Source organism: Streptomyces sp. NPDC030814 (assembly GCF_055572155.1).
Genome location: NZ_JBVIDX010000002.1, coordinates 406501 through 432452, shown reverse-complemented (window position 1 = coordinate 432452; position 25952 = coordinate 406501). Strand labels below are relative to the sequence as shown.

Here is a 25952-nt window from a genome sequence, read left to right as displayed (position 1 = left end):
TTCACTGTCCCGCCGGCGGGACAACCGACGCTGCCCGCGGGCCTGCTCACGACATTGACTCCATGAACCGCCGTGTTAGGTTCGGGCGGTGCCCGGACAACGGGAAACCGGCTCGCACAACAACCGCTTGCATTCTTCCCGCCGACATATCGAAATCAGGCGGCGCTACGCAACCGGAGGCTGAAGATTGTCTGGTCGTGAGCCCGAGGGTGCGATTCTGCCCCTGTCGGCCGCACAGCGTGAGATCTGGTTCGCGGAACAGCGCCTGGAATCGGCGAACAGTGTCTACCGGGTCGGGGAGTACGTGCGGATCGACGGCCCGCTCGACACCGCGCTGTTCGAACGGGCGCTGCGACAGACGGTCGGTGAAGCCGACGCGCTGCACGTCCGGTTCGCCGAGTCCGGCGACGACGCCCGGCAGTCCGTACGGCAGGTGGCCGACTGGCCGCTGCCGTACGTGGACGTCGGCGACCGGCCGGACCCGTCTGCGGCGGCGACCGCGTGGATGGAGCGGGACCTCCGCAGGTCGATGGACCTCGCCCGCGGGCCGCTGTTCCGGCACGCGCTGATCGGCCTCGGGGACGACTGCCACATCTGGTACCACAGTTACCACCACATCGTCATGGACGCGTTCGGCGCCCAGCTCATCGCCCGGCGGGTGGCGGCGGTGTACACGGCGCTCGCCGAGGGACGGCCGTGCGAGGCGTCGCCGTTCGGGTCCCTGCGCCGGCTGGTCCACAGCGACACCGCCTACCGCTCCTCCGAACAGTTCGCCCGGGACCGGGCGTTCTGGACCGGCCTGTTCGCCGACCGGCCGCCGACGCCCCGGCTCGTGGTGCCGTCGCGGAGCACGCCGGCGGAGCTGCTGCGCAGCACCACCCGACTCGGCCAGGACCGTCTGGAGCGCATCCGCGAGATCACCCGCCGGGCCCGGGTGCCCTGGTCCCAGTTGGCGATCACGGCGGCCGCGGCGTACGTGCACCGGATGACGGGCGCCGACGACGTGGTGGTCGGCCTGCCCGTCGCGGCGCGCACGGACGTCGTGGTGCGCCAGACCCCGGGCATGACCTCCAACGTTCTGCCGCTGCGGGTGCCGGTACGGCCGGACCTGAGCGTCGCCGGGCTGCTGCGCGAGGTGAGCGACCGGGTCCGTGACGTGGTGGCCCACCAGCGGTACCGGGGTGAGGACCTGCACCGGGACATCGCGCTGCCGGACACGGCCGCCGCCCGGTACGCGCCGCTGGTCAACGTCATGTCGTTCGACTACGACCTGCGGTTCGGCGAGCACCCCGCGACCGTGCACAACCTCTCCTCCGGCCTGGTCGGCGACCTGGCGATCGCCGTGTGGGACCGGCGGGACGGATCCGGCCTCCAGATCGACCTCACCGCCCACCCCGAGGTCTGCGACCGGCAGACACTGACGGACCATCAGAACCGGTTCGTGGCCCTGCTGAACGCGGTCACCGAGGCCGACCCGGACTCCCCGATCGGCCGGATCGACCTGCTGACCGCGGCGGAACGCCGCCGGCTCCTGCCGGCCCCGGCCGCCGTGGTCCCCGCGCGCCGCGCCACCCTGCCGGGGCTGTTCCAGGCGCGGGCACAGGCCTCCCCGGACGCGCCCGCCGTCTCCCTCGGCGGCATCCGGCTGTCCTACGCGGAGCTGAACACCCGGGCCAACCGGCTCGCGCGCCTGCTGGTCGCCCACGGCGCCGGGCCGGAGAAGATCGTCGCGGTGGCGCTGCCCCGGTGCGTCGAACTGATCGTCGCCCTGCTCGCCGTCACCAAGACGGGCGCGGCCTATCTGCCGCTGGACCCGGCCTATCCGCGCTCCCGGCTGGAGTTCATGCTGGCGGACGCCGCCCCGGTGCTGGTGGTCACCGACCGGGACACCGCGCCGTCGCTGCCGTCCGGCGCTCCCACGCTCGTCCTGGACGAGGGCGCCACCACCCGCCTGCTCGACGCGCAGCCGGCGACCGACCCCGCCGACGGCGACCGGACCCGCCCGCTGAGGCCGGACCATCCCGCCTACGTCATCTACACCTCCGGCTCCACCGGCCGGCCCAAGGGCGTCCTCGTCACCCACCACAACGTGGTCCGCCTGTTCGACGCCACCCGGGAGCGGTTCGCCTTCGACGAGCGGGACGTGTGGACCCTGTTCCACTCCGCCGCGTTCGACTTCTCCACCTGGGAGATCTGGGGTGCGCTGCTGCACGGGGCCCGCCTGGTCGTCGTGCCGTACGACGTGAGCCGTACCCCCGCGCGCTTGCTGCGGCTGCTGGCCGACGAGGGCGTGACGGTGCTCAACCAGACGCCGTCCGCCTTCTACCAGCTGATACAGGCCGACCGCGAGGAGCCCGCGCACGGCGACCGCCTCGCGCTGCGCACGGTCGTCTTCGGTGGTGAGGCGCTGCGCCCGGACCGGCTGCGCCCCTGGTACGAGCGCCACCCGGACACCGCGCCGAGCCTGGTCAACATGTACGGCATCACCGAGACCACCGTCCACGTCACCCGGCTCGACCTGGACCGCGACCAGGCGGCCACCGCCGAGACGAGCGTGATCGGCACGGGCCTGAGCGACCTGCGCACCTACGTCCTGGACGCGGGGCTGCGCCCCGTGCCGCCCGGCGTCCCCGGCGAACTCCACGTCGCCGGGGCCGGACTGGCCCGCGGCTATCTGGGCCGTCCGGAGCTGACCGCGCAGCGGTTCGTCGCCGACCCCTACGGGCCGCCCGGCACGCGGATGTACCGCACCGGGGACGTGGCCCGCTGGACCGCCGACGGGCTGCTGGAGTATCTGGGCCGGTCCGACGACCAGGTGAAGATCCGCGGGTTCCGCATCGAACCCGGTGAGATCGAGGCGGCCCTCGCCGAGCACGAGGGCGTCGCCCAGGTCGCCGTCCTGGTCCGGCGGGGCCGACTCGACGACGACCGGCTGGTCGCCTACGTGGTGCCCGCCGCCGGAGCCGTGGTGCGGCCGCAGGAGCTGCGCGCGTTCGCCCGTGACCGGTTGCCGGAGCACATGGTGCCGGCCGCGGTGGTCCTGCTCGGCCGGCTCCCCCTCACCCCCAACGGCAAGCTGGACCGGGCCGCGCTGCCCGCCCCGGACGGGGTGTCGGCGCGCGGCCCGCACCAGCCCGCCCGGACGCCGCGCGAGCAGGCCGTGTGTGATCTGTTCGCCGAGGTCCTCGGCGTGGACCGGGTCGGGGCGGACGACAACTTCTTCGACCTCGGCGGTCACTCGGTCCTGGCGACCCGGCTGACCGCGCGGCTGCGCACGGCGTACGGCGTCGAGCTGAGCCTGCGCGCCCTGTTCGAGGCGGCGACACCGGCCGCGCTGGCCCGGCTGCTGGACGACGCGGCACCGGCCCGCCCGGCGCTGACGCGGCGGGACCGTCCGCAGGTGCTGCCGCTGTCGTTCGCGCAGCAGCGGCTGTGGTTCCTGCACCGGCTGGACGGGCCGGACGCCACCTACAACACCCCGTTCGTGCTGCGGCTGTCCGGCCCGGTGGACCGGGCCGCGCTGCGCGCCGCCCTCGATGACGTCGTGGCCCGGCACGAGAGCCTGCGCACCGTGATCCGCGAGCGGGACGGCGTCCCGTACCAGGTCGTGCTGTCGGGCGTGAAGACGCCGTTCACCGCGCGGGACAGCGACCCGGCGGAGCTGTCCGACCGGGTGGCCGAGGCGGCCCGGCGCCGGTTCGACCTCGCCGCCGAGCCGCCGCTGCGGGCCGAGCTGGTCAATCTCTCGGCCGACGAGCACGTCCTGCTGCTCGTCCTGCACCACATCGCCGCGGACGGCTGGTCGATCGGGCCGCTCTCCCGCGACCTGGCGACCGCCTACGGCGCCCGCAGCCGGGGTGAGCGGCCCGAGCTGCCCGACCTGCCGGCGCAGTACGCCGACTACACCCTGTGGCAGCGCGACCTGCTCGGCGACCCCGAGGACGCCGACAGCGTGTTCGCCGCTCAGGTCGCCTATTGGCGACGGCAGTTGGCGGGGCTGCCGGAATGCCTGGATCTGCCCACCGACCGACCGCGGCCCGCCGTCGCCTCGCACCGCGGGGACTACCTCGCCGCCGAGATCGACGCGGACCTGCACCGGCGGCTGCTGGAGACGGCACGGGCCGCGAACGCCAGCCTGTTCATGGTGCTCATGGCGGGCCTCGCGGCCCTGCTGACCCGGCTCGGCGCCGGCACCGACATCCCCGTCGGCACACCGATCGCCGGGCGCACCGACCAGGCGCTCGACGACCTGGTGGGCCTCTTCGTCAACACCCAAGTGATCCGCACCGACACCTCCGGCACCCCGTCGTTCACCGAGCTGGTGGCCAGGGTGCGGGAGACGGCGCTGGCCGCCCACGCCCACCAGGACGTGCCGTTCGAGCATCTGGTCGACGTTCTCAGCCCGTCGCGCTCCCTGGCCCACCATCCGCTCTTCCAGGTCGTGCTGGCCCTCCAGAACGCCGCGGACGCCTCCTTCGATCTGCCCGGTCTCCAGGTGCGCTCGGAGCTGGGCCGCACCGGCACCGCCAAGTTCGACCTGTTCCTCAGCCTCAGCGAGGAGTACGACGGCGACGGGCGGCCCGCCGGGATCCACGGGCTCGTCGAGTACGCCGACGACCTGTTCGACCCGGAGTCGGTGCTGACGCTGTGGGAGCGCTGGATGCGGCTGCTCGACGCCGCGGTCACCGACCCCGGCGCCCCCGTCGCCGGTATCGACCTGCTCACCCCGGCGCAGCGGGAGCGCATCCTCCGCCACGGCACCGGCCCCGACCAGCCGGCCCCGGACCTCCCCTTGCCCGCGCTGTTCGAGGCGCGTGCCGCGGCCGATCCGGACGCGGTGGCGCTGGTCGCCGGGGACACCCGGCTGACCCGCTCCGATGTGAACTCCCGGGCCAACCGGCTCGCCCGCGTGCTGCGGGCCCGCGGTGTCCGGCGGGGCGACGCGGTCCTCCTGCGCCTGGAGCGGTCCGTCGACGCGGTCGTGGCGATCCTGGCGGTACTGAAGGCGGGCGGCACCTACGTGCCCCTCGACCCCCGGCAGCCCGCGGCGCGGACCGAGCTGATCCTGCGCGACACCCGGCCCGCCCTGCTGCTCACCACGCGGGGCGCGCCCTCGCTCGACGGCGTCCCCCGCCTCGAGCTCGACGACCCGGCCACGGCCGCCGAGCCGGCGGCCGGACCGGCGGCGGACCTCCGCCTCCCGGCGTCACCCGCCGACGCCGCTTACGTCATGTACACCTCGGGTTCGACGGGCCGGCCCAAGGGGATCACCGTCACCCACGCGAACGTCGCCGCGCTCGCCTCGGATCCCTGCTGGTCGGGCGCCGCGCACGACCGGGTGCTGCTCCACTCGCCGCTGGCGTTCGACGCATCCACCTACGAACTATGGGTGCCCCTGCTGCGCGGCGGCCAGGTGGTGGTGGCGCCGCCCGGCGACCTGGATGTGCCCACGCTGGCCGGGCTGATCACGGGGTCGGGGATCACCGGTCTGTGGCTGACCGCCGCGCTGTTCGACGTGATGGCCGAGCACGACCCCGGCAGCTTCGCCGCTGTCCGGCAGGTGTGGGCGGGCGGCGAGGCGCTGTCCCCGGCCGCGGTCGGCCGGGTGCTGGCCGCCTGCCCCGGGACGGTGGTGGTCAACGGCTACGGCCCCACGGAGACCACCACCTTCGCCACCAGCCACGCCGTGCGCGACCTCGTGGCCGACGCCCCGGCCGTGCCGATCGGCCGGCCGCTGGCCGGGACCCGGACCTACGTCCTGGACGCCGGTCTGCACCTGGTGCCCGAGGGAGTCGTCGGCGAGCTGTACATCGCCGGTTCGGGGCCGGCCCGCGGCTACCTCGGGCAGCCCGCGCTGACCGCCCAGCGGTTCGTCGCCGACCCGTTCGGCCCGCCCGGCGCCCGCATGTACCGCACCGGCGACCTGGTGCGCTGGAGCAGCGCGGGGGTGCTGGAGTTCGCGGGGCGCTCGGACGACCAGGTCAAGATCCGTGGGTTCCGGATCGAGCCGGGCGAGATCGAGGCGGTGCTCACCGGGCATCCGGACGTGGTCCGCTCCGCCGTGCTCGCCCGCCCGGACCACACCGGCGGTGCGCGGCTGGTCGCCTATCTGGGTACGACGGCCGACCCCGCCGCGCTGCGGGCGTACGCCGCCGAGCGGCTGCCCGACTACATGGTCCCCGCCGCCTTCGTCCCGCTGCCCGCACTCCCCCTGACGCCCAACGGCAAGGTCGACCGGGCCGCCCTGCCGGAACCGGCCCTGCCCGTGACGGACCACCGGGAGCCCCGCACACCCCGGGAGAAGCTGCTGTGCGAGCTGTTCTCCCAGGTGCTCGGCCGGGACCCGGTGGGTGCCGACGACGACTTCTTCGCCCTCGGCGGCGACAGCATCCTCTCGATCCGGCTGGTCTCCCAGGCCCGCGCCGCCGGCCTGGACGCCGGCGTGCGGGACGTCTTCGAGCACCGTACGGCCGCCCGTCTGGCGGAGGCCGTCGGCGACCTGACGGCGCCAGCCCCGGCCGAGGACTCCGGATCCGGCAACGGACTCGTCCCGCCCAGCCCGATCATGTGCTGGCTCCAGGACCGCGGCGGCCCGATCGACCGGTTCTCCCAGTCCCTGTTGCTGCGGGCACCCCACCGGTTGGACGGGAACCGGCTCACCGCCGCCGTGGCCGCCCTGACCGACCGTCACGCCGCCCTGCGCGCCCGCCTGACGCGGGAGCCGGACGGGGACCGCTGGGCCCTGGACATCCGCCCCGCGGACGCCGTCGACCCGGCCGATCTGGTCCACGTGGCGGAGCTGCCGTCCGCCGGCCCCGGCCACGCGGGCGACGTACCGGAGCGGACCGCGGACGTCCTGCGGGCGGCCGTCGAGCGGGAGGCCGAGGCCGCGACGGACCGGCTCTCCCCCCAGGAGGGACGGATGGCCCAGTTCGTCTGGCTGGACGCCGGGCCCGGCCGGGAGAGCAGGCTGCTGATGGTGATCCACCACCTTGCGGTCGACGGGGTCTCCTGGCGCGTCCTGGTGCCCGACCTGCTGGCCGCGCTGGACGGGACCCCGCCGCCCCCGGTCGGTGCCTCCGTGCGCACCTGGTCGCGGAGTCTGCACGCCCGGGCCCGGCAGCCCGAGACGGTCGGCGAACTGGCGTGGTGGGCCCGGATCGTGCGCGAACCGGACCCCCTGCTGACCGCACGCGCACTGGACCCGGCACGGGACCTCACCGGCACCGCCGCCCAGTTCACCGCCACCCTGCCGCCCGACGTCACCGAACCCCTGCTCACCAGCGTGCCGACCGCGTTCCACGCCGGGGTGCAGGACGTGCTGCTGGCCGCACTGTCCCTGGCGCTCGGCCACTTCCGCCGCGAGCGGGGACGCGACGAGGGCAGCGCCGTCCTGATCGACGTGGAGGGGCACGGCCGCGACGAGGACGGCAGCGGGCTCGATCTCTCCCGCACGGTGGGCTGGTTCACCAGCCTGTATCCGGTCCGGCTGGACCCCGGCGCGCACGCGTGGGAGGACGTGACCGCCGGTGCGCCCGTCACGGCGGCCGCGGTCAAACGGGTCAAGGAGCAGATGCGCGCCGTCCCCGCGCACGGCCGGGGCTTCGGCCTGCTGCGCTACCTGAATCCCGGCACCGCGGCCGAGCTGGCCACGGCAGCCGTCCCGCAGGTCGGCTTCAACTACGTGGGCCGGTTCCCGGCGCCCGGCACCGCGATCGTCCGGGAGCACCCCGATTGGCGGGTGGCGGACGAGATCGGGCTGGTCGGCGGCAGCGACGCCGCCCTCCCGCTGGCGCACGGCCTGGAGGTCGACGCGGCGGTGCGCGACCACCCGGACGGGCCGCGCCTGACGGCCACGTGGCGGTGGGCGCCCGGGATGTGGCCCGAGACGGACGCACGGACGGTCGCGGAGTACTGGTTCCAGGCCCTGCGCGGCCTGGCACGCAACGGCTCCGAACCGGGGGGCGGCGGCTTCACCCCGTCCGACTTCCCGCTCGTCGGACTCGCTCAGCACGATGTCGAACAGCTCGAGGACATGTGGAGGACTCGGTAATGACCCGCGGCAATCTGGTCGACATCCTCCCGCTGACACCCATGCAGGAGGGCATGCTCTTCCACTCGCTGTACGACCTGGACGGCCCCGATGTGTACATGGTGCAGCAGGTCTTCGACCTCACGGGTCCGCTGGACCCAAGGCGGCTGCGCGCCGCGGCGCAGGCGCTGGTGGCCCGGCATCCCAATCTGCGCGCGGCCTTTCCGCAGGTGACGGACGGTCAGCCGGTACAGGTGATCCCGGCCGAGGTGACCGTGCCGTGGACCGAGGTGGACTTGAGCGGGCTGCCAGAGGCGGAGGCGCGTGAGGAGCTGGACCGGCTGGGCCGGGAGGACCACCGGCGCCGCTTCGACCTGGCGCAGCCCCCGCTGCTGCGGTTCACGCTGGTCCGGCTCGCGGCGGAGCGGCACTGCCTGATGCTGACCAGCCATCACATCCTGCTGGACGGCTGGTCGACGCCGATCGTGGTGCGGGAGCTGCTCACCCTGTACGCCGGTGACGGGGACGCCGGCGCCCTGCCGAAGGTGACGCCGTTCCGGGACTATCTGGCCTGGCTGGGCCGGCAGGACCGGGCGGCTGCCGAGGAGGCGTGGCGGCGGGAGCTGGCCGGGGTGGACCAGGCGACCCGGCTGGCCCCGGCCGATCCGGCGCGCGTTCCCCGGCTGCCCGAGCGGGTGGTGACCGAGGCGCCGGAGGAGCTGACCGCGGCGCTGCGAACGAGGGCGCAGGGACTCGGGGTGACGGTGAACACCCTGCTCCAGGCCGCGTGGGGGCTGGTGCTGAGCCGTACGACCGGGCACCGGGACGTGGTGTTCGGCGCCATCGTCTCCGGCCGTACTCCGCAGTTGCCCGGCGTCGAGTCGATGGTGGGCCTGTTCATCAACATCGTCCCGGTGCGGGTGCGGGTCGCGCCGGAGCGGTCGCTGTCGGAGCTGATCGGCGAGGTGCAGCGCAGCCAGTCCGCACTGACCGCGCACCACCATCTGGGGCTGTCGGACATCCAGCGGGCGGCGGGTGTGCCGGAGCTGTTCGACACGATGATGGTGTTCGAGAACTACCCGTGGGACGGGCCCGCACAGGACGTCGCCACCGGTCTGGGCACCGAGGTGCGGGTGGCTCCGGCCCTGGAACGGGGCCGGGACGCCACCCACTTTCCGCTGACCCTCGTCGCCGCCCCGGGCCGGCGGTTGTACCTGCGGCTGGACTACCGCGACGACCTCTTCGACCGGGCGACCGCGCAGGCTCTGCTGGACCGGCTGCGCCTGGTCCTCACCGCCGTGGCCGAGGACCCCGGCACGCTCACCGGGCGGGTCGACGTGACCAGCCCCGAGGAGCGCCGTCTGCTGCTGGAGACCTGGAACGACACCCGGCGCGAGGGGGAACTGCCGCTGCTGCCGGACTGGTTCCAGGCGCAGGTCGCCGCCACTCCGGACGCGCTCGCCGTCCGCTTCGGCGACGAGACCCTGTCGTACGCGGAGCTGAACCGGCGCGCCAACCGGCTCGCGCACGCCCTGATCCGGCGCGGGGTCGGACCGGAGAGCATCGTCGCGCTCGCCCTGCCCCGCTCGTCCGCACACATCGTCGCCCTGCTGGCCGTCGTCAAGGCCGGCGCCGCGCACCTGCCGCTCGACCCGGACCATCCAGCCGCGCGCATCCGGTACATGCTCGCGGACGCCCGCCCGGCCGTCCTGCTCACCGGCGTCGGGACCCGGGCCGCGATACCGGACGACGACCCGACTCCCCTGCTGGTCGTGGACGATCCGCACACCGCCGCCCGGATCGGCGACTGCCCGGACACCGACCCCTCCCCCGCCGAGCGGCCGCGGCCGCTGACGCTCGCGAGCCCGGCGTACGTCATCTACACCTCGGGGTCGACGGGCCGGCCGAAGGCGGTGCAGATGACCGGGCTGGGCGTGGCGAACATGCTGCGCTGGCACCACGACCAGCTCGGCGGCGGCCCCGGCACCCGCACCGCGCAGTTCACCGCAATCAGCTTCGACGTGTCCGTGCAGGAGGTGCTCTCCGCGCTGCTGTTCGGCAAGACGCTGGTGGTGCCCGACGAGGACACCCGCCGCGATCCGCGGCGCTTCGCCGCCTGGCTCACCGAGCACCGGGTGGACGAGATCTTCGCCCCCAGCACCGTCCTCGAGTCCCTCGCCGAGGCGGCCACCGAGGCGGGCCTGCGCATCCCGTCACTGGGGCAGATCGCCCAGGCCGGTGAGGCGCTCACGCTGAGCCGGCAGCTGCGTGCCTTCCACGAGCACACTCCGCGCCACCTGCACAACCACTACGGGCCCACCGAGGCCCAGGTCCTCACCGCCCACACCCTGCCCGCCGACCCGGCCGGATGGCCCGCCGTCGCGCCCCTGGGACGGCCCATCGACAACGTGCGCGTCTACCTCCTGGACGACGCCCTGCGCCCAGTGCCGCCCGGCGCGACCGGCGAGCTGTACACCAACACGGTCGGCCTGGCCCGCGGCTACCTCGACCGGCCCGCGCTGACGGCCCAGCGGTTCGTCGCCGACCCCTACGGCCGGCCCGGCGACCGCATGTACCGCACCGGCGACCTCGCCCGCTGGACGCCGGACGGGCAGCTGGAATTCCTGGGCCGCGCCGACGACCAGCTCAAGGTCCGCGGCTTCCGCATCGAGCCCGGCGAGATCGAGGCGGCGCTGACCGAGCACGCCGAGGTGGCGCAGGCCGCCGTCCTCGTGCGCCGGGACCAGCCCGGCGATCAGCGGCTGGTCGCCTATGTCGTGCCCGTCGCGGACCGCGCGCCGGACCCGCACGTCCTGCGCGGCTTCCTGCGGGACCGGCTGCCCGACTACATGGTCCCCGCGGCCGTCGTGCCCCTCCCCGCCCTCCCCCTCACCCCCAACGGCAAGCTCGACCGCGCCGCCCTGCCCGCACCCGACCTCACCCGGGGCGGCACCGGCCGGGACCCGCACACCCCGCAGGAGCAGATCCTGTGCGATCTGTTCGCGCAGGTCCTGGGCCTTCCCCGGGTCGGTGCCGACGACGACTTCTTCGACCTGGGCGGCCACTCCCTGCTCGCCACCCGGCTCGCCGCCCGGATCCGCGCCACCTTCGGCGCCGAGACCGGGGTGCGCGCCGTCTTCGAGGCTCGCACCCCGGCCGCGCTGGCGCAGCGGCTGGACGACAGCGGCCCGGCCCGCCCGGCGCTGACCCGGCGGGCGCGCCCGGAAGTGCTGCCGCTGTCGTTCGCCCAGCGGCGGCTGTGGTTCCTGCACCAGTTGGAGGGACCGAGCGCGACGTACAACATCCCGCTCGCGCTGCGCTTCACCGGCACTCTCGACCACGCCGCCCTCCGAGCCGCTCTCGGTGACGTCGTCGCCCGCCACGAGAGCCTGCACACCGTCTTCCCGCAGACCGGCGGCGTCCCCACCCAGCGCGTCCTCGCCCCCGAGCAGGCCGTCCCGCCGCTGCCCGTCACCCCGGCCACCGCGAAGACCCTGCCGGACCTTCTCGCCGCGGCGGCCCGGCACGCGTTTGTGCTGGACTCCGAATGCCCGGTGCGGGCCGAGCTGTTCGCTCTCGCGCCCGACGAGCACGTCCTGCTGCTGGTCCTGCACCACATCGCCGGCGACGGCTGGTCGCTGAGCCCGCTGGCGGCCGACCTCACCCACGCCTACGCCGCGCGCGCCGAGGGGACCGAACCCGCCTGGCCGCCGCTGCCCGTCCAGTACGCCGACTACACGCTGTGGCAGAACGACCTGCTCGGCGAGCACGACAACGACGACAGCCTGCTCGCCCGGCAGGTCGCCTACTGGCGGGCCACGCTGGAGGGCCTGCCCGAGCAGGTGACGATGCCGGGCGACCGGCCGCGCCCGGCAGCCGCCTCGTACGCCGGCGACTATGTCGAGGTGGGGCTGGACGCGGACCTGCACCGCGCCCTCGCCGGGCTGGCCCGGCGCAACGGCACCACGGTGTTCATGGTGCTCCAGGCCGGTCTGGCCGCGCTGATGACGCGGATGGGCTGCGGCACGGACATCCCGATCGGCAGCCCGATCGCCGGGCGCACCGACCAGGCCATGGACGATCTGATCGGGTTCTTCGTCAACACCCTGGTGCTGCGCACCGACACGTCCGGCAACCCGACGTTCACCCAGCTGCTGCGGCGGGTGCGGGAGACTGCGCTGAACGCCTACGCCCATCAGGACGTGCCGTTCGAGTACCTGGTGGAGGTGCTCAACCCGGCCCGCTCGCTGGCCCATCACCCGCTGTTCCAGGTGATGCTGGCGTTGCAGAACGCGCCGGAGGGCCGGTTCGAGCTGCCCGGTGTGGAGGTCACCGTCTCCCAGGCGCGCACCGGCACCGCCAAGTTCGACCTGTTCTTCAGCCTGGTGGAACGCACGACGGACGACGGGGCGCCGGACGGCATCGAAGGCGCGGTGGAGTACTCCGGCGACCTGTACGAACCGGCCACGGTCCGCGCCCTGTTCACCCGCTGGCAGCGGCTGCTGGCCGCCGTCGCCGACGCCCCGGACCGGCCGATCGCGGACGTCGACGTGCTGACGGCCGCCGAGCGCGAGCAGGTCTTGCGCGCGTGGAACGACACCTCGGTGCCGGTCGCGCCGCAGCCGCTGCCGACGCTGCTGACGGAGCGGGTGGCGGCGACGCCCGACGCCGTCGCCGTGGTGGCCGACGGCGCCACGCTGACGTACCGCGAGCTGGACGAGCGGGCGAACCGGCTGGCCGGGGAGATCCTGGCGCACGGCGGCGGGCCGGGCACGGTGGTCGCCCTGGCGCTGCCGCGCACGGAGGTGCTGCCCGTCGCGCTGCTGGCGGTACTGCGGACCGGCGCGGCCTATCTGCCGCTCGACTCCGAGTACCCGGCGTCCCGGCTGGACTTCATGCTGCGCGACGCCCGGCCCGCGGTGCTGCTGACCACCCAGGCCACCGGCAAGCTGGTGCCCGATGTCGAGGGCCTGGCGCGGATCACGCTGGACGACCCGAGGACGGTGGAGGCCCTGTCGGCCCGCCCGGAGACCCCACCGCGGATCCGGATCGCGCCGCGGCAGTCGGCGTACGTCCTCTACACCTCGGGGTCGACCGGCACCCCCAAGGGCGTGGTCGTACCACACGAGGCGCTGACGAACTTCCTGCACGCGATGGGGCGGCTGGTTCCGCTCACCCCGGAGGACCGGCTGCTGGCCGTCACCACGGTCTCGTTCGACATCGCCGCCCTGGAGATCTGGCTGCCGCTGCTGCGGGGCGCCCGAGTCGTCCTCGCTCCCCGGGACGTGGTGCGGCAGCCGTCGGCGCTGCTGGAGTGGGTGTCCACGCAAGGGGTCACCGTCATGCAGGCGACCCCCTCCCTGTGGCGGACGCTGGTGGCGCACGACCCGGCGCCGCTGCGCGGGCTGCGGGTGCTGACCGGCGGCGAGGCGCTGCCCGAGCGGCTGGCGGCGGACCTGGCCGGGCTGGGCGAGGTGCTGAACCTGTACGGGCCAACCGAGACGACGATCTGGTCGACCGCAAGCCGGGAGCCGGGGACGCGGCCCCCGCTGATCGGCACGCCGATCGACAACACCCGGGCGTATGTGCTCGACGCGCGTCTGCGACCGGTACCGCCCGGTGTCGTCGGGGACCTGTATCTCGCCGGGACCGGACTGGCCCAGGGCTATCTGCGCCGGGCGGGCCTGACGGCCTCCCGTTTCGTGGCCTGCCGGCACGGGGCGCCCGGTGAGCGGATGTACCGCACCGGGGACCTGGCCCGCTGGACCGGCGACGGGCAGCTGGAGTTCGCCGGCCGCGCCGACGACCAGGTCAAGCTGCGCGGCTTCCGGATCGAGCTCGGCGAGATCGAACGCGTCCTCGACGGGCAGCCCGGGGTGCGGCAGGCCGCCGTCACCGTGCGCGAGGACCGGCCCGGCGACCGGCGGCTGGTGGCGTACGTCGTGCCCGGTGCCACGCCGGACGCGCGGGAAGAGGGCGCGGAGCGGCATCAGCTGGAGGACTGGCGGCTGCTGTACGACTCGGTGTACGCGGGGGCCGCGAAAGCGCCGTTCGGCGAGGACTTCGCCAGCTGGAACAGCAGTTACACCGGCGAGCCCATCCCGCTGCCCGAGATGCGGGAGTGGCGGGCGCACACGGTGCGGCGGATCCTGGACCTGCGGCCTCGCCGCGTCCTGGAGCTCGGTGTGGGCACGGGCCTGCTGCTGTCCCGGGTCGCGCCGCACTGCGCGGAGTACTGGGGCACCGACTTCTCCGAGCACGTCATCGGGGAGCTGGACCGACACGTGGCGGCCGACGCGGCGCTGCGCGAGCGGGTCACGCTGCGGGTGCAGGCGGCGCACGACCCGAGCGGGCTGCCCGCCGGGCACTTCGACACGATCGTGCTGAACTCCGTCGTCCAGTACTTCCCCAGCGCCGACTACCTGATCGAGGTCCTCGCCGCCGCGACCCGCCTGCTGGCGCCCGGCGGCACGCTGTTCGTCGGCGACGTGCGCAACGTGCGGCTGCTGCGGGCGCTGAAGGCCGGTGTCCACGCGCACCGGATGTCCGCGCCGCCGGACCTCGCCGCGCTGCGCCGAGAGGTCGAGCACGATCTGATGACGGAGAAGGAACTCCTCGTCGACCCGGACTTCTTCACCGCGCTCGCCGAGCGCCTCCCGGACATCGGTGGGGTGGGCGTGTCGCTGAAGGAGGGTTCCTACGACAACGAGCTGAGCCGCTACCGCTACGACGTGACGTTGCACCACCGGGGCGCGCGCACGACCGACGTCCGGGACGCCCCCGCGGAGCCCTGGGACGACCTCGGCGACCTGGCGGCGGTCCGCGCGCATCTGGCCGAGCGGCGCCCGGAGCGGCTGCGGTTGACCGGTGTCCCGAACGACCGGGTCGCGGCCGAACTGGCATTGGCCGAGGCTGTCCGCACCGGGGACAGCCAGGTGGTGCCTGCGCCCACCGTGGACCTGGCGGACCTGCACCGGCTGGGTGCGGAGCTGGGCTACCGCACGGCGGCGGCCTGGTCGCCGGATCCCGGCCTGGTCGACTTCGTGCTGGCCCGCGGGGACGCCCCGCTCACCGGCACCTGCCCGTCGGCGTCCGCGTCCGGTCCACGCACCGTGCTGTCGGCCCTCACCAGCGACCCGATGGTGCCGCGCACCAGTGGCACGCTGATGGGTCGGCTGCGCCGGCACGTGGAGCGGACCCTGCCGGCCTCCATGGTGCCCAGCGCCTTCGTACCGATCAGCGCACTGCCGCTGACCGCCAACGGCAAGCTGAACCGGGCCGCGCTGCCCGCGCCGATGCTGACCGCGGGCGGCACCGGACGCGAACCGCGCACCCCGCAGGAGCAGATCGTGTGCGATCTGTTCGCACAGGTCCTGGGCCTGCCCCGGGTCGGTGCCGACGACAGCTTCTTCGAGCTGGGCGGGCACTCGCTGCTCGCCACCCGGCTGATCGCCGCGATCCGCGCCACGTTCGGCGTCGAGCTGGCCCTGCGGGCGCTGTTCGAGGACGCCACCCCGGCGGCGGTGGCCGCGAGACTCGACAGCGCCGCGCCGAGCCGGCTGCGGCTCGCCCGCCGGGACCGGCCCGAGCGGCTGCCGTTGTCGTTCGCCCAGCGCAGGCTGTGGTTCATCCACAAGCTGGAGGGGCCCAGCCCGACGTACAACATCCCTCTCGCGCTGCGCCTGACCGGGTCCTTGGACCATGAGGCGCTGCGGGCGGCCCTCGCCGATGTGGTGACGCGCCACGAGAGCCTGCGCACGGTCTTCCCGGAGAGCGGCGGGGTGCCGTGGCAGCGGGTGCTGGATCCCGCGGAGGCGATCCCGGCGGTGGATGTGGTGGCCACGGACCAGGAGGGCCTGTCCGCGCGGCTGGACGCCGCCGCCCGCCAGGGCTTCCACCTGGCCGCCGAACCGCCGCTTCGGGTACGTCTGTTCGCGCTGTCCGCCGAGGAGCACGTGCTGCTGCTGGTGGTGCACCACATCGCCGGTGACGGATGGTCGCTGAGCCCGCTGGCCCGCGACCTGGCCCGGGCGTACGAGGCGCGGTGCCGGGGTGAGGCCCCGTCCTGGGCGGCGCTGCCGGTGCAGTACGCCGACTACACGCTGTGGCAGAACGACCTGCTGGGCGACCAGGGCAACGCGGACAGCCTCTTCGCCACGCAGCTCGACTACTGGGTGCGGCGGCTGCGCGACCTGCCGGAGGAACTGCGGCTGCCCACCGACCGTCCGCGGCCGACGGTGGCCTCCTACCGGGGCGACTACGTCAGGGTCGGCATCGACGCGGAGCTGCACCGGCGGATCGCGGAACTGGCCCGGGAGTCCGGCGCGACGGTGTTCATGGTGCTCCAGGCGGGGCTGGCGGCGCTGCTGTCACGGCTGAGCGGCAGCACGGACATCCCCGTCGGCAGTCCGATCGCCGGACGCACCGACCAGGAACTCGACGACCTGGTGGGCTTCTTCGTCAACACGCTGGTGCTGCGCACCGACACCTCTGGGCGGCCCAGCTTCCGCCAGCTGATCGCCCGGGTGCGCGACACCGCGCTGGGCGCGTACGCCCATCAGGACGTGCCGTTCGAGTACCTGGTGGAGAAGCTGAACCCGCCGCGTTCGCTCGGCCGGCATCCGCTGTTCCAGACGATGCTGGCGCTCCAGAACGCGCCGGCCGGCTCCTTCCAGCTGCCCGGGCTGCGCGTCGACATCGAGCCGGGGCGCACCGGCTCGGCCAAGTTCGACCTGTTCTTCAGCCTGTCGGAACACCTCGACGACACGGGTGGCGCGCAGGGCATCACCGGTGTGGTCGAGTACGCGAGCGACCTGTACGACGCCGGCACGGTCACCGACCTGTTCGACCGCTGGGTGCGGCTGCTGACGTCCTTGGTCACGGCGCCGCACCGGACGATCGGTTCGGCCGATCTGCTCACCGCGCGGGAGAGCCTGCTGCTGGAGCGGCACAACGACACCGACCGGCCCGCGGTCGAGGCCGGTCTGCCGGAGCTGTTCGACGCGCAAGTGGCCGAGCGCCCCGACGCGCCGGCCCTGGTGCACGGCGACCGCGAGATCGGCTACCGGGCACTGCGCGACGCCGCCGAGCACGTCGCGGCGGTGCTGGCGCGCCGCGGTGTGCGCCGGGCGGGCACGGTGGCGCTGCTCATGCCGCGCTCCCCCGGCATGGTCGCCGCGGTCCTCGGCATCCTCAAGGCCGGCGCCGCCTATGTGCCGCTGGACCCGCGCTACCCGGCGGCCCGGACGCGGACGGTACTGGCCGAGACGGGGGCCCGGGTGCTGATCACCGACCGGGCACCGGCGCCGGAGTCGCTCCCGGAGGGCACCACGGTCGTCCTCGCCGGCACCGACCTCGGTGACGGCTTCCTCTCGGCGAAGGGCACTCCCGGCCCCGCCCCGGCCGAGCGGCCGGGTCCGGACGATCTGGCGTACATCATGTACACCTCCGGCTCCACAGGCAGCCCCAAGGGCATCGGGGTCACCCACCGCAACGTGGCCGAGCTGGCGGCCGACCCGCGCTGGCGCACCGACGCCCAGCGGCGGGTGCTGCTGCACTCGTCACCGGCGTTCGACGCGTCGACGTACGAGCTGTGGGTGCCACTGCTCACCGGTGGCACCGTGGTGATCGGCCCGGACGGGGATCTCGACCTGCACGCGCTCGCCGACACGATCGTGCGGCAGCGGGTCACCGGTCTGTGGCTGACCAGTTCGTTGTTCACGCTGGTCGCCGAGAGCATGCCCGCGTGCCTGTCCGCGGTCCGGCAGGTGTGGACGGGCGGTGAGGCGGTGTCGCCGCACGCGGTGCGCACCGTGCTGGCGGCCTGCCCCGGACTGCTCGTCGTCAACGGGTACGGGCCGACCGAGACGACCACCTTCGCGGCGAGCTGGCCGGTCGACGTGCTGCCCGCCGACGCCACGTCGGTGCCGATCGGGCGCCCGATGGCCAACACCCGGCTGTACCTCCTGGATCCGGACCTGCGCCCGGTCCCGCCCGGGGTGGTCGGCGAGCTGTACATCGCCGGTACCGGACTCGCCCGGGGCTATCCGGGCCGGGCCGGTCTGACCGCGCGGCGTTTCGTCGCCGATCCGTTCGGCAAGCCGGGCACGCGCATGTACCGGACCGGGGACCTGGTGCGGTGGACGGCGGACGGCGCCCTGGACTACGTCGGGCGCGGCGACGACCAGGTCAAGCTGCGTGGCTTCCGTGTCGAGCCGGGAGAGGTGGAGAGCGTGCTGCTGCGCCACCCGGCCGTGGGGCAGGCGGCGGTGCTGGTCCGCGAGGACCGGCCGGGCGATCCGCGCCTGGTGGCGTACGTGGTCGCCGACCCGGAGGCCGCGGGGCACGACGAGACCGCCGAGCAGGACCAGGTTCAGGCCTGGCAGGGGATTTACGAGTCCTTGTACGCCGCGCCGACGGCCGCGTTCGGCGAGGACTTCTCCGGCTGGAACAGCAGCTACGACTCCGCACCCATCCCCTTGGAGGAGATGCGCGAGTGGCGTCGCGAGACGGTGGCCCGCGTCCGACGGCTGCGGCCGCGCCGGGTGCTGGAGATCGGCGCCGGTACGGGTCTGCTGCTGTCGCGGCTCGCCCGGGACGCCCGGGAGTACTGGGCCACGGACTTCTCCCCGGCGGTCGTCGAGACGCTGCGCGGTCACGTGGCGTGCGATCCGCAGCTGCGCGAGCGGGTGCGGCTGCAGGTCCTGGCCGCCCACGAGACCGGGGATCTGCCGGAGGGTCACTTCGACACCGTCGTGCTCAACTCGATCGTGCAGTACTTCCCGAGCGCCGAGTATCTGCTGCGGGTGATCGAGTCGGCCATGCGGCTGCTGGCTCCGGGCGGTGCCCTGTTCCTCGGCGACGTACGCGATCTGCGTCTGCACCGCATGCTCACCTCCGCGGCGCTGGCCCGCAAGGTGCACGACCGGCACGACCGCGCGAGTTTGCGGCAGGCCGTCGAGCGCGCCTTGGTGATGGAGAAGGAACTGCTGGTCGCACCCGAGCTGTTCACCGTGCTGGGCGAGCACGTCGACGGCCTCGCGGGTGCCCGGGTCGAGGTGAAGCGGGGCACCTTCGCCAACGAGCTGACGCGGTACCGCTACGACGTCACCCTCTTCAAGGACGGCGGTACGCCGCTCACCTCGGCGCGCGAGATGCCCGTCGTCGGGTGGGACGACGCGACCGGGCTGGCAGGTCTGGACGAGGCGCTCCGCCGAGCGCGCTCGCCGCTGCGGGTCACGGGGGTGCCGAACGAGCGCCTGGCCGAGGACGCGGCCGTCGAGGCGGCGATCCACGAACACGACCCGGAGGTGCCGCAGGACGCTCCGCCGCTCGCGGGGGTGGACGAGCTGGCCGCCCGGCTCGGCCTCGCCGCGCACGTGACCTGGTCGGCCGACCCCTGCCGCCTGGACGTGGTGTTCACCGAGCCGGATCCCGCGTATCCGTTGGTCGACCTGTACCGGCCGCGGTCCCCGCTGGCCGCCGGCACGCCGCTGACCCGCTGGGTACGGGCGCCGCTGACCGCGCGGGCGGCGGGCGCGCTGGTGGGCAGTGTGCTCGAGCACGCCCGGCGGCAGCTGCCGGAGTACATGGTGCCCAGCGCGGTGGTGCCGCTCAGCGGGCTGCCGCTGACCCGCAACGGCAAACTGGACCTGTCGGCGCTGCCCGCCCTCGAGCTCGACTCCGGCCTGGACGGCCGTGCTCCGCGGCTGCCGCAGGAAGAGCTGATGTGCGAGCTGTTCGCCGAGGTGCTCGGCCTGCCCCGGGTCCAGGTCGACGACGACTTCTTCCAGTTGGGCGGCCACTCGCTGCTGGCGGCCCGGCTCAAGGCCCGGATCCGCGCGGCCTTCGGCGTGGACGTGGGACTGCGCGCGCTGTTCGAGACGCCGACCCCGTCCGGCATGGCCGGACGCCTCCGGACCGCCGATACGGGCGACGGCTACGAGGTGATGCTGCCGCTGCGCCCGCGGGGTGAGCGCGAGGCTCTGTTCTGTGTGCATCCCGGCGGCGGCATCAGCTGGTCCTACGCCGGTCTGCTGAAGCATCTCGACCCCGAGCGGCCGGTCTACGGGCTCCAGGCGCGCGGTCTGGGCAAGCCCGGGCCCCGCCCGGACACGCTGGAGGCGATGGCGGCCGACTACGCCGACGAGATCCAGCGGGTCCAGCCCGCGGGCCCCTATCACCTGCTCGGTTGGTCGTTCGGCGGGGTGGCGGCCTACGCGGTGGCCGTGGAGCTGCGGCGCCGCGGGGAGCGCGTAGGGGTGCTCGCCGTCGTGGACGCCTGCCCGGGCTGGAAGGGGCTGACCCATGACGACGTCCCCGAACTGGACGAGGAGGATCTGCACGAGCATCTCACCTACCTCGTGGGGCTGGTCGACGAGTCGTTCGCACTGGGCGAGGGGGAACGGCTGACGTTCGAACGCACCAAGGAGATCCTGCGGCAGCGGGGCAGCGCGCTGGCGAACCTCGGGGAGGAGCAGCTGCGGGCGATCATGGAGATTTCCGCCAACAACACCCGGCTGCTCATCGATTACCGCCCCGAGCGTCTGGCCGCCGACCTGCTGCTGCTGACCGCCGACGACCAGCAGGAGCCGTCGCGGACCCACCGCGCGTGGACGCCGTACGTGGAGGGGCGCATCGAGCGGCACGCCCTGCCGGGCGAGCACGGCACCCTGCTGAACCGGGAGGCCTCGCTGGAGGCGATCGGCCGGCTGGTCGGGGAGAAACTCGCCGCGTACACCGATGGCCAGGGGTGACCGGTGCCGCCTCGCAGTCCTGCGCCAACAGCTCCTTATGCCGTAAAGTGTTGTGGGCAAGAGGGTCGCGGGAGATGTCACGGCCGGGGCGGCGGCACCGGCCGGGCGACACCCGCTCGCCATCCGCCCCTATCGCGCGAAGGAATCCATGAACAGCTTGCCGATCTGGCTCCTGCACGTCAGCCGGACAGAGCAGATCACCCCACATATGGCACGCATCACTCTCACCGGCGACGATGTCCGGGGCTTTTCCCTCACAGAACCCGACCAACAGGTCAAGCTCTACTTTCCGCGCCCCGGCCAGCCCCGGCCGGTCCTGCCTGAGGTCACCGAGACCACCGACCTCACGACGTGGTACCAGGCGTACAGCGCCATCCCGGAGGATGAGCGGCCGTGGATGCGCAGCTACACGATCCGCGCGCACGACCCGGCCACGAACTCCCTCACGTTCGACTTCGTCCTGCACCGGCACGCCGGACCGGCCACACGATGGGCGATGGATGCCACGGAGGGCGACTGCCTCGGCGTGTTCGGGCCCAGCGACTACTTCGCGCGCCCCAAGCCGCTGTCCGCGTCGCTCACGGAAGCCGACTGGGTGCTGCTGGCCGGTGACGACGCCGCCGTCCCCGGGATGGCGACGATCGTCGAGAGCCTGCCGCCCGGCAAGCGGGCGCTGGCGTTCGTCGAGGTCCAGGCCTCGGCCGACGAGCAGCCGCTGCATACCGAGGCCGATCTGACCACCACGTGGCTGCACCGCGGCACCATCGAGCCGGGACACAGCGAGGCGCTGGCCGACGCGCTGCGGGCGGCCGCGCTGCCCGACGGCGAGGGGTTCGCCTGGATCGCCGGCGAAGCCGGTCTGGTGCGCCGGATGCGGCGGCACCTGGTGGACGACCGCGGCATGCCGAAGAGCCGGATCGAGTTCTCCGGCTACTGGCGCCTGAAGCTCACCCAGGACGACGCCCCTACCGCGGAGGACCTCGCGGAGGCGCAGGAGCGCCTCGCGGAGGCGCAGGCCCAGGCCTCCTGACCCGCCGTTCCCCGACCGGGACGCGCCGTCCGCCGGCGCGTCCCGGTCGTTCGTTTTCCGGCGCGGTCATGACCGTGAATCACTATCAAGCCAACCGATCAACGCCCCCTGCTGGAGAGCGGAACTTCTTGCTACGCTCAGCCCCATCGTCGGCATTGATCCGATAATATGTGCATGGCAAAGCCAGTTGGCGTCAGCCAACCGGGCGGCGACGCGGTTTGTCGACAGGCCGCTATTTCAACGGGGGTATTTCCTTTGGTTCGATCATCGCGGGCAATCAGACCCATCCCATATATCGCGCCCTTTGGCGCGCATTTCGCAGCGGGCGGGCTTCGACCTCTCCACGCCTCCTGACAGCTGCCATCGCGAAGACCCACCCAAAAAGCCGACCGCTGTTCAGCGCTCGGCCACTCCAGTGCACGGCCGCGGTCGGCATCCGGCGCCCACCAGCGCTTCGCCGCGTCCGTCGCCGAATCACCTCAACCATGCGGCCTCTGCACGCCCAGAGGCATGACCGACGCCGGAAGAGAGGTTCGTATGCAGCACTCCGTGGACCGCGCTCAGCGAAACCGCCCGCGTACCAGCGCGCCCCTTCGGAGGAACGGAACCGACAGAGGACAGCAAGGCATGGACGTCCTCACGACGCGCGTCGGACTGAGGATCCCCGCCGCCCTCACATTCGAACGATGGCAGCATGCCGGTTCGCAGATCTCACGCATCGTCGACTCCTCGTCCTGGTGCCTCGGCGACTGGCTGGTGTACGGCCAGGAGGAGTTCTCCGACCGGTATCTGCGGGCGATCGAGGCCTGCGGCCTCGACTACCAGACGCTGCGCAACTACGCGTGGGTCGCCCGCAAGTTCGAACTGAGTCGCCGGCGTGAGACGCTGAGCTTCCAACACCACGCCGAGGTGAGTTCGCTGCCGCCCTGCGAGCAGGACAAGTGGCTTGACCTGGCCGACGAGTTCAACTGGTCACGCAACGAACTGCGCCGCAACATCCGCTCCCATCGGCAGAGCAACGGCAAGGGCGAACCGCCCAAGGACTACCTGCCCAAGCTCAGCGCCCCGGCCGAGCGGGTGCAGCGGTGGCGCAAGGCCGCCGAACTCTCCGGTGACAAGTTCGAGCAGTGGGTGCTCCGGGCTCTCGACGAGGCGGCGCTGGCCAGCCTTCCCGGGTGACACCCGCCGGGGGGGGAGGCAGGCGCCCGCCTGTCTCCCCCCCGTCTGCCCTACTTCCAGGCGCGCAGCACTCCGTGCGGCGTCCACGTCTCACCCGGCAGCCGTTCGACCCGCTGGAACCCGGCTTCGCGCAGCCACTCCTCGTACTGCCCCCAGTGGTAGAGGGTGCTGTCCGGCGCCGGCAGCGTGGCGAAGTAGACGTTGTCGAGCGCGGCGTACAGCGGCCCGTCCTCTGTGTCGTCGGAGAACGCGTTGAAGATGAGTACCTGCCCGCCCGGCAGCAGGCAGTCGAACGCCTTGCGCAGCAGGGCCGCGTTCTGCTCGGGCGACCAGATGACGAGCTGGTTGGCGAACAACACACAGTCGTGTCCCGACGGGAATTCGTCGGCGAAGATGTCCCCCGCCCGTACGGAGATACGGTCGTCCAGACCGCGCTCGGCGATCCTCCGGCTCGCGATGTCGAGCGCGCCGGGCATGTCGACCACCGTGAAGGACGTCTCCGGGTTCGCCTCCGCCAGCGCGATCGCGTTCACCCCGTCGCCGCCGCCGACGTCCAGCACCCGGGACACCCCGCTCAGATCGGCCCGGTCCACCAGGACCGGGTTGGACAGGCGCGACCACGAGCGCATGCAGCGGTAGAACAGCGCTTCCAGTTCCGGCTGAGACGCCAGCCGGTGGTACAGGTCGCCGCCCTCGCCCGGGATGCGGCGCAGGCCGACGTTGGTGTTCTGCCGCAGCGCCTCCACCAGGTCGGCGGCGGCCGGCATCGCGATCCGGTCCTCGAACCGCACGATGTCCTCGATGATGCTCCAGGTGTCGTCGGAGAGCATCGAGTCAATCAGCTCGGCGTTGCGATAGCGGCGACTGTGGCGGACGGTCAGACCGAGCGAGGTCGTGCCCAGCAGCAGGATCTGCGTCGCCCGCGGTTCCAGCTTCAGCGTGGCGCATATCTGCTCCGCGGTCAGCGGCCCATCCTCGTACAGCCTGGTGAACAGGCCGAGTTCGCAGCCGGCATGCAGCAGGTGGAAGGCGGAGGCGCCGAAGAGGATCCGGGTCAGGTCTTCGTGGTCGACGGGGCCAGCCTTGGCCATATGGGCTCCCTCGTGGGTCGGTGATCGATGGGTGACAGCGGGATTGGCGGGCAGCCCGCCCTACAGGAGCGACCGCACGGACCACAGCTCCGGGAAGAACCGGTGCCCACTGATCCGCTCCAGCCACGACACGCCGTCCGTGCCGCCCGTGCCGGGTTTGCCCCCGAGCACGCGCTGCACCACCGTCAGGTGGGTGTAGCGCCATCGGGCGAAGGAGTCGGCGACATCGGTCAGCGCCTCTGCGAGGAGGAACAGCGGCCGGTTGGCGGCGCAGTTCTCGTACACCTCGCGCCAGGCCCGCTCGACACTGTCGTGGGGTTCGTACGGCGCCTCGTACGGGCGCGCCAGCACGGCGTCCGCAACCGGAAGGCCGCGGCGGTGCAGCAGGGCCAGCGCGGTGTCGTAGAGGCTCGGCTCGTGCAGTTGCCGGGACACCGCCTCATGGCTCGACGCATCTCGGTGCGGCAGCACCATGCGCGGATTCTTGTTCCCTAGCAGGAATTCCAGCCGCCGGTACGAGGCGGACTGGAAACCCGAGGCGGTGCCCAGCACCTCGCGGAACTCGGCGAATTCCCCGGGCGTCATCGCGCTGAAGAAATCCCACGACGACAAGGCCACCTGCTGCACCCGAGCGGCCCGGCGCAACGCCCACAACGCGGCGTCCACGTCGTCGTCGGCAAGCCGGTCGCGGGCCGTCGTGAATTCGATGTGCAGCAGCTTGAAGAGGAGTTCCATGACCTGGCTCATGATGATGAAGCCGGGCTCCGTGGCCGCCGCCGTGCGGGGATGCTGCAACGCGAGGAGGGCGTCCATCTCCGCGTACTCGGCGTACGCCGTCGGGGGCGCGTCCGCCGCCCCGCCGTAGGGGCAGCGCGTCACCGCCGCGTCGTCCTGCCCGTCACCCGGTCGCGCGGCGGTCATCCGGCGTCCCTCCGGGTCCGTGCAGGGTCAGGGCCTTGTGGTACAGCGTCGTCAGCAGGGGGGCGATGCCGTGCGGCCGGGACCGGTACCGCTCGCCGAAGCGGCGGTGGTACTCGGCGAACCAGTCCGCCCGCTCACCGAGGAAGAGGATGTCGTGCACCGCCATCGCCCGCACCGCGACCAGCGGGACGGGGGACCGGCTGACCTTGAAGGCCGGGTTGCGGGCCGCTGGTTCGTCACAGTCCGGATGGAACTGGCCGATCATCAGGCCGCGTTCCACGCTCTCGGTCTTGACCTGCGCGTGCGCCTCGTCGAGCAGCACGAACGCATCGGGCGGCAGATCCGGCAGCACGATGAGCAGCGACCGCAGGGTCGGGTTCGACGTCTGCCAGTCGAGCTGCTCGAACTCGTCCAGACCGCAGCGGATGACCTCTTTGATCAACGACAGACTGGCGACGGGACCCACCAGCCGCACCGCCGTCTCGACCGCGTGGACCCGCCGGGCGGGCGCCACGAACGGACACACCGCGCCGGACCGACCGAGCTGCTCATGGGGCTGGGAGATATAGGAGTTCAGCCATTCGTCGACGCTGTCGAGGGCTTTCCCCACGTCGACTGCCAACACATCGATTGACATTATTGTCGATTTCCCCTCCGACGGCACCATCAAGAAATGAACGCAGGCGTTCGCCGACGTGTCCCGCACCGACTTAGAGCTCCGAACAAAAGGGGAGCCCGGCTCGCGGCGTCTGGCACGCACGCTCGCCGCGTTGCCGAAAGCCCCTAGTAGCTCCGCTACGAGGAGCTTCCGGCGCCTTGCGATCGCACGCACCACACGCCGCAAGCTGATCGGACTCCCCTTTTGTTCGGAGCTCTTATTGGCTCGCGAAACCATATCGGCGGACGGAAAGACGCATCAAGGGAAGCGCCACCGGGCACACCCC

Annotated in this window: 7 protein-coding genes; 4 read left to right on the top strand and 3 right to left on the bottom strand. The window is 73.1% G+C overall.

Features of this window, described 5'->3' with window-relative positions; all coding sequences use genetic code 11:
• Positions 1-187: 187 nt before the first annotated feature.
• From ACZ43N_RS05305 to ACZ43N_RS05290, 4 genes are all read left to right on the top strand, one after another.
• Complete coding sequence (locus ACZ43N_RS05305) at positions 188-8053, top strand: amino acid adenylation domain-containing protein (RefSeq protein WP_468095111.1); 7866 nt, start codon at positions 188-190, stop codon at positions 8051-8053.
• Entirely contained in the window at positions 8053-20787 is a 12735-nt protein-coding gene (locus ACZ43N_RS05300; protein WP_468095109.1) for an amino acid adenylation domain-containing protein, read from the top strand. Before ACZ43N_RS05305 ends, ACZ43N_RS05300 begins: the two co-directional genes overlap by 1 nt.
• Before the next feature lie 148 nt (positions 20788-20935).
• The gene (locus ACZ43N_RS05295; RefSeq protein WP_468095108.1) at positions 20936-21817 is read left to right on the top strand and encodes a siderophore-interacting protein; all 882 of its coding nucleotides are present in this window, start codon (positions 20936-20938) and stop codon (positions 21815-21817) included.
• A 627-nt stretch (positions 21818-22444) separates the two neighbouring features.
• Positions 22445-22996: an LmbU family transcriptional regulator gene (locus ACZ43N_RS05290; protein ID WP_468095106.1), complete on the top strand. Its 552-nt coding sequence runs from the start codon at positions 22445-22447 to the stop codon at positions 22994-22996.
• Between the two features lie 50 nt (positions 22997-23046).
• Here the strand turns inward: ACZ43N_RS05290 and ACZ43N_RS05285 are convergent, their stop codons facing one another.
• Genes ACZ43N_RS05285 through ACZ43N_RS05275 form a run of 3 tightly spaced genes read right to left on the bottom strand, consistent with a single transcriptional unit; the run spans position 23047 to position 25630 of the window.
• The gene (locus ACZ43N_RS05285) at positions 23047-24087 is read right to left on the bottom strand and encodes a methyltransferase (protein WP_468095105.1); all 1041 of its coding nucleotides are present in this window, start codon (positions 24085-24087) and stop codon (positions 23047-23049) included.
• Between the two features lie 60 nt (positions 24088-24147).
• Positions 24148-25008, bottom strand: coding sequence for a tryptophan 2,3-dioxygenase (locus ACZ43N_RS05280; protein WP_468095104.1), 861 nt, complete (start codon positions 25006-25008; stop codon positions 24148-24150).
• The gene (locus ACZ43N_RS05275; RefSeq protein ID WP_468095102.1) at positions 24986-25630 is read right to left on the bottom strand and encodes a DUF6875 domain-containing protein; all 645 of its coding nucleotides are present in this window, start codon (positions 25628-25630) and stop codon (positions 24986-24988) included. Before ACZ43N_RS05275 ends, ACZ43N_RS05280 begins: the two co-directional genes overlap by 23 nt.
• Between the last annotated feature and the right edge of the window lie 322 nt (positions 25631-25952).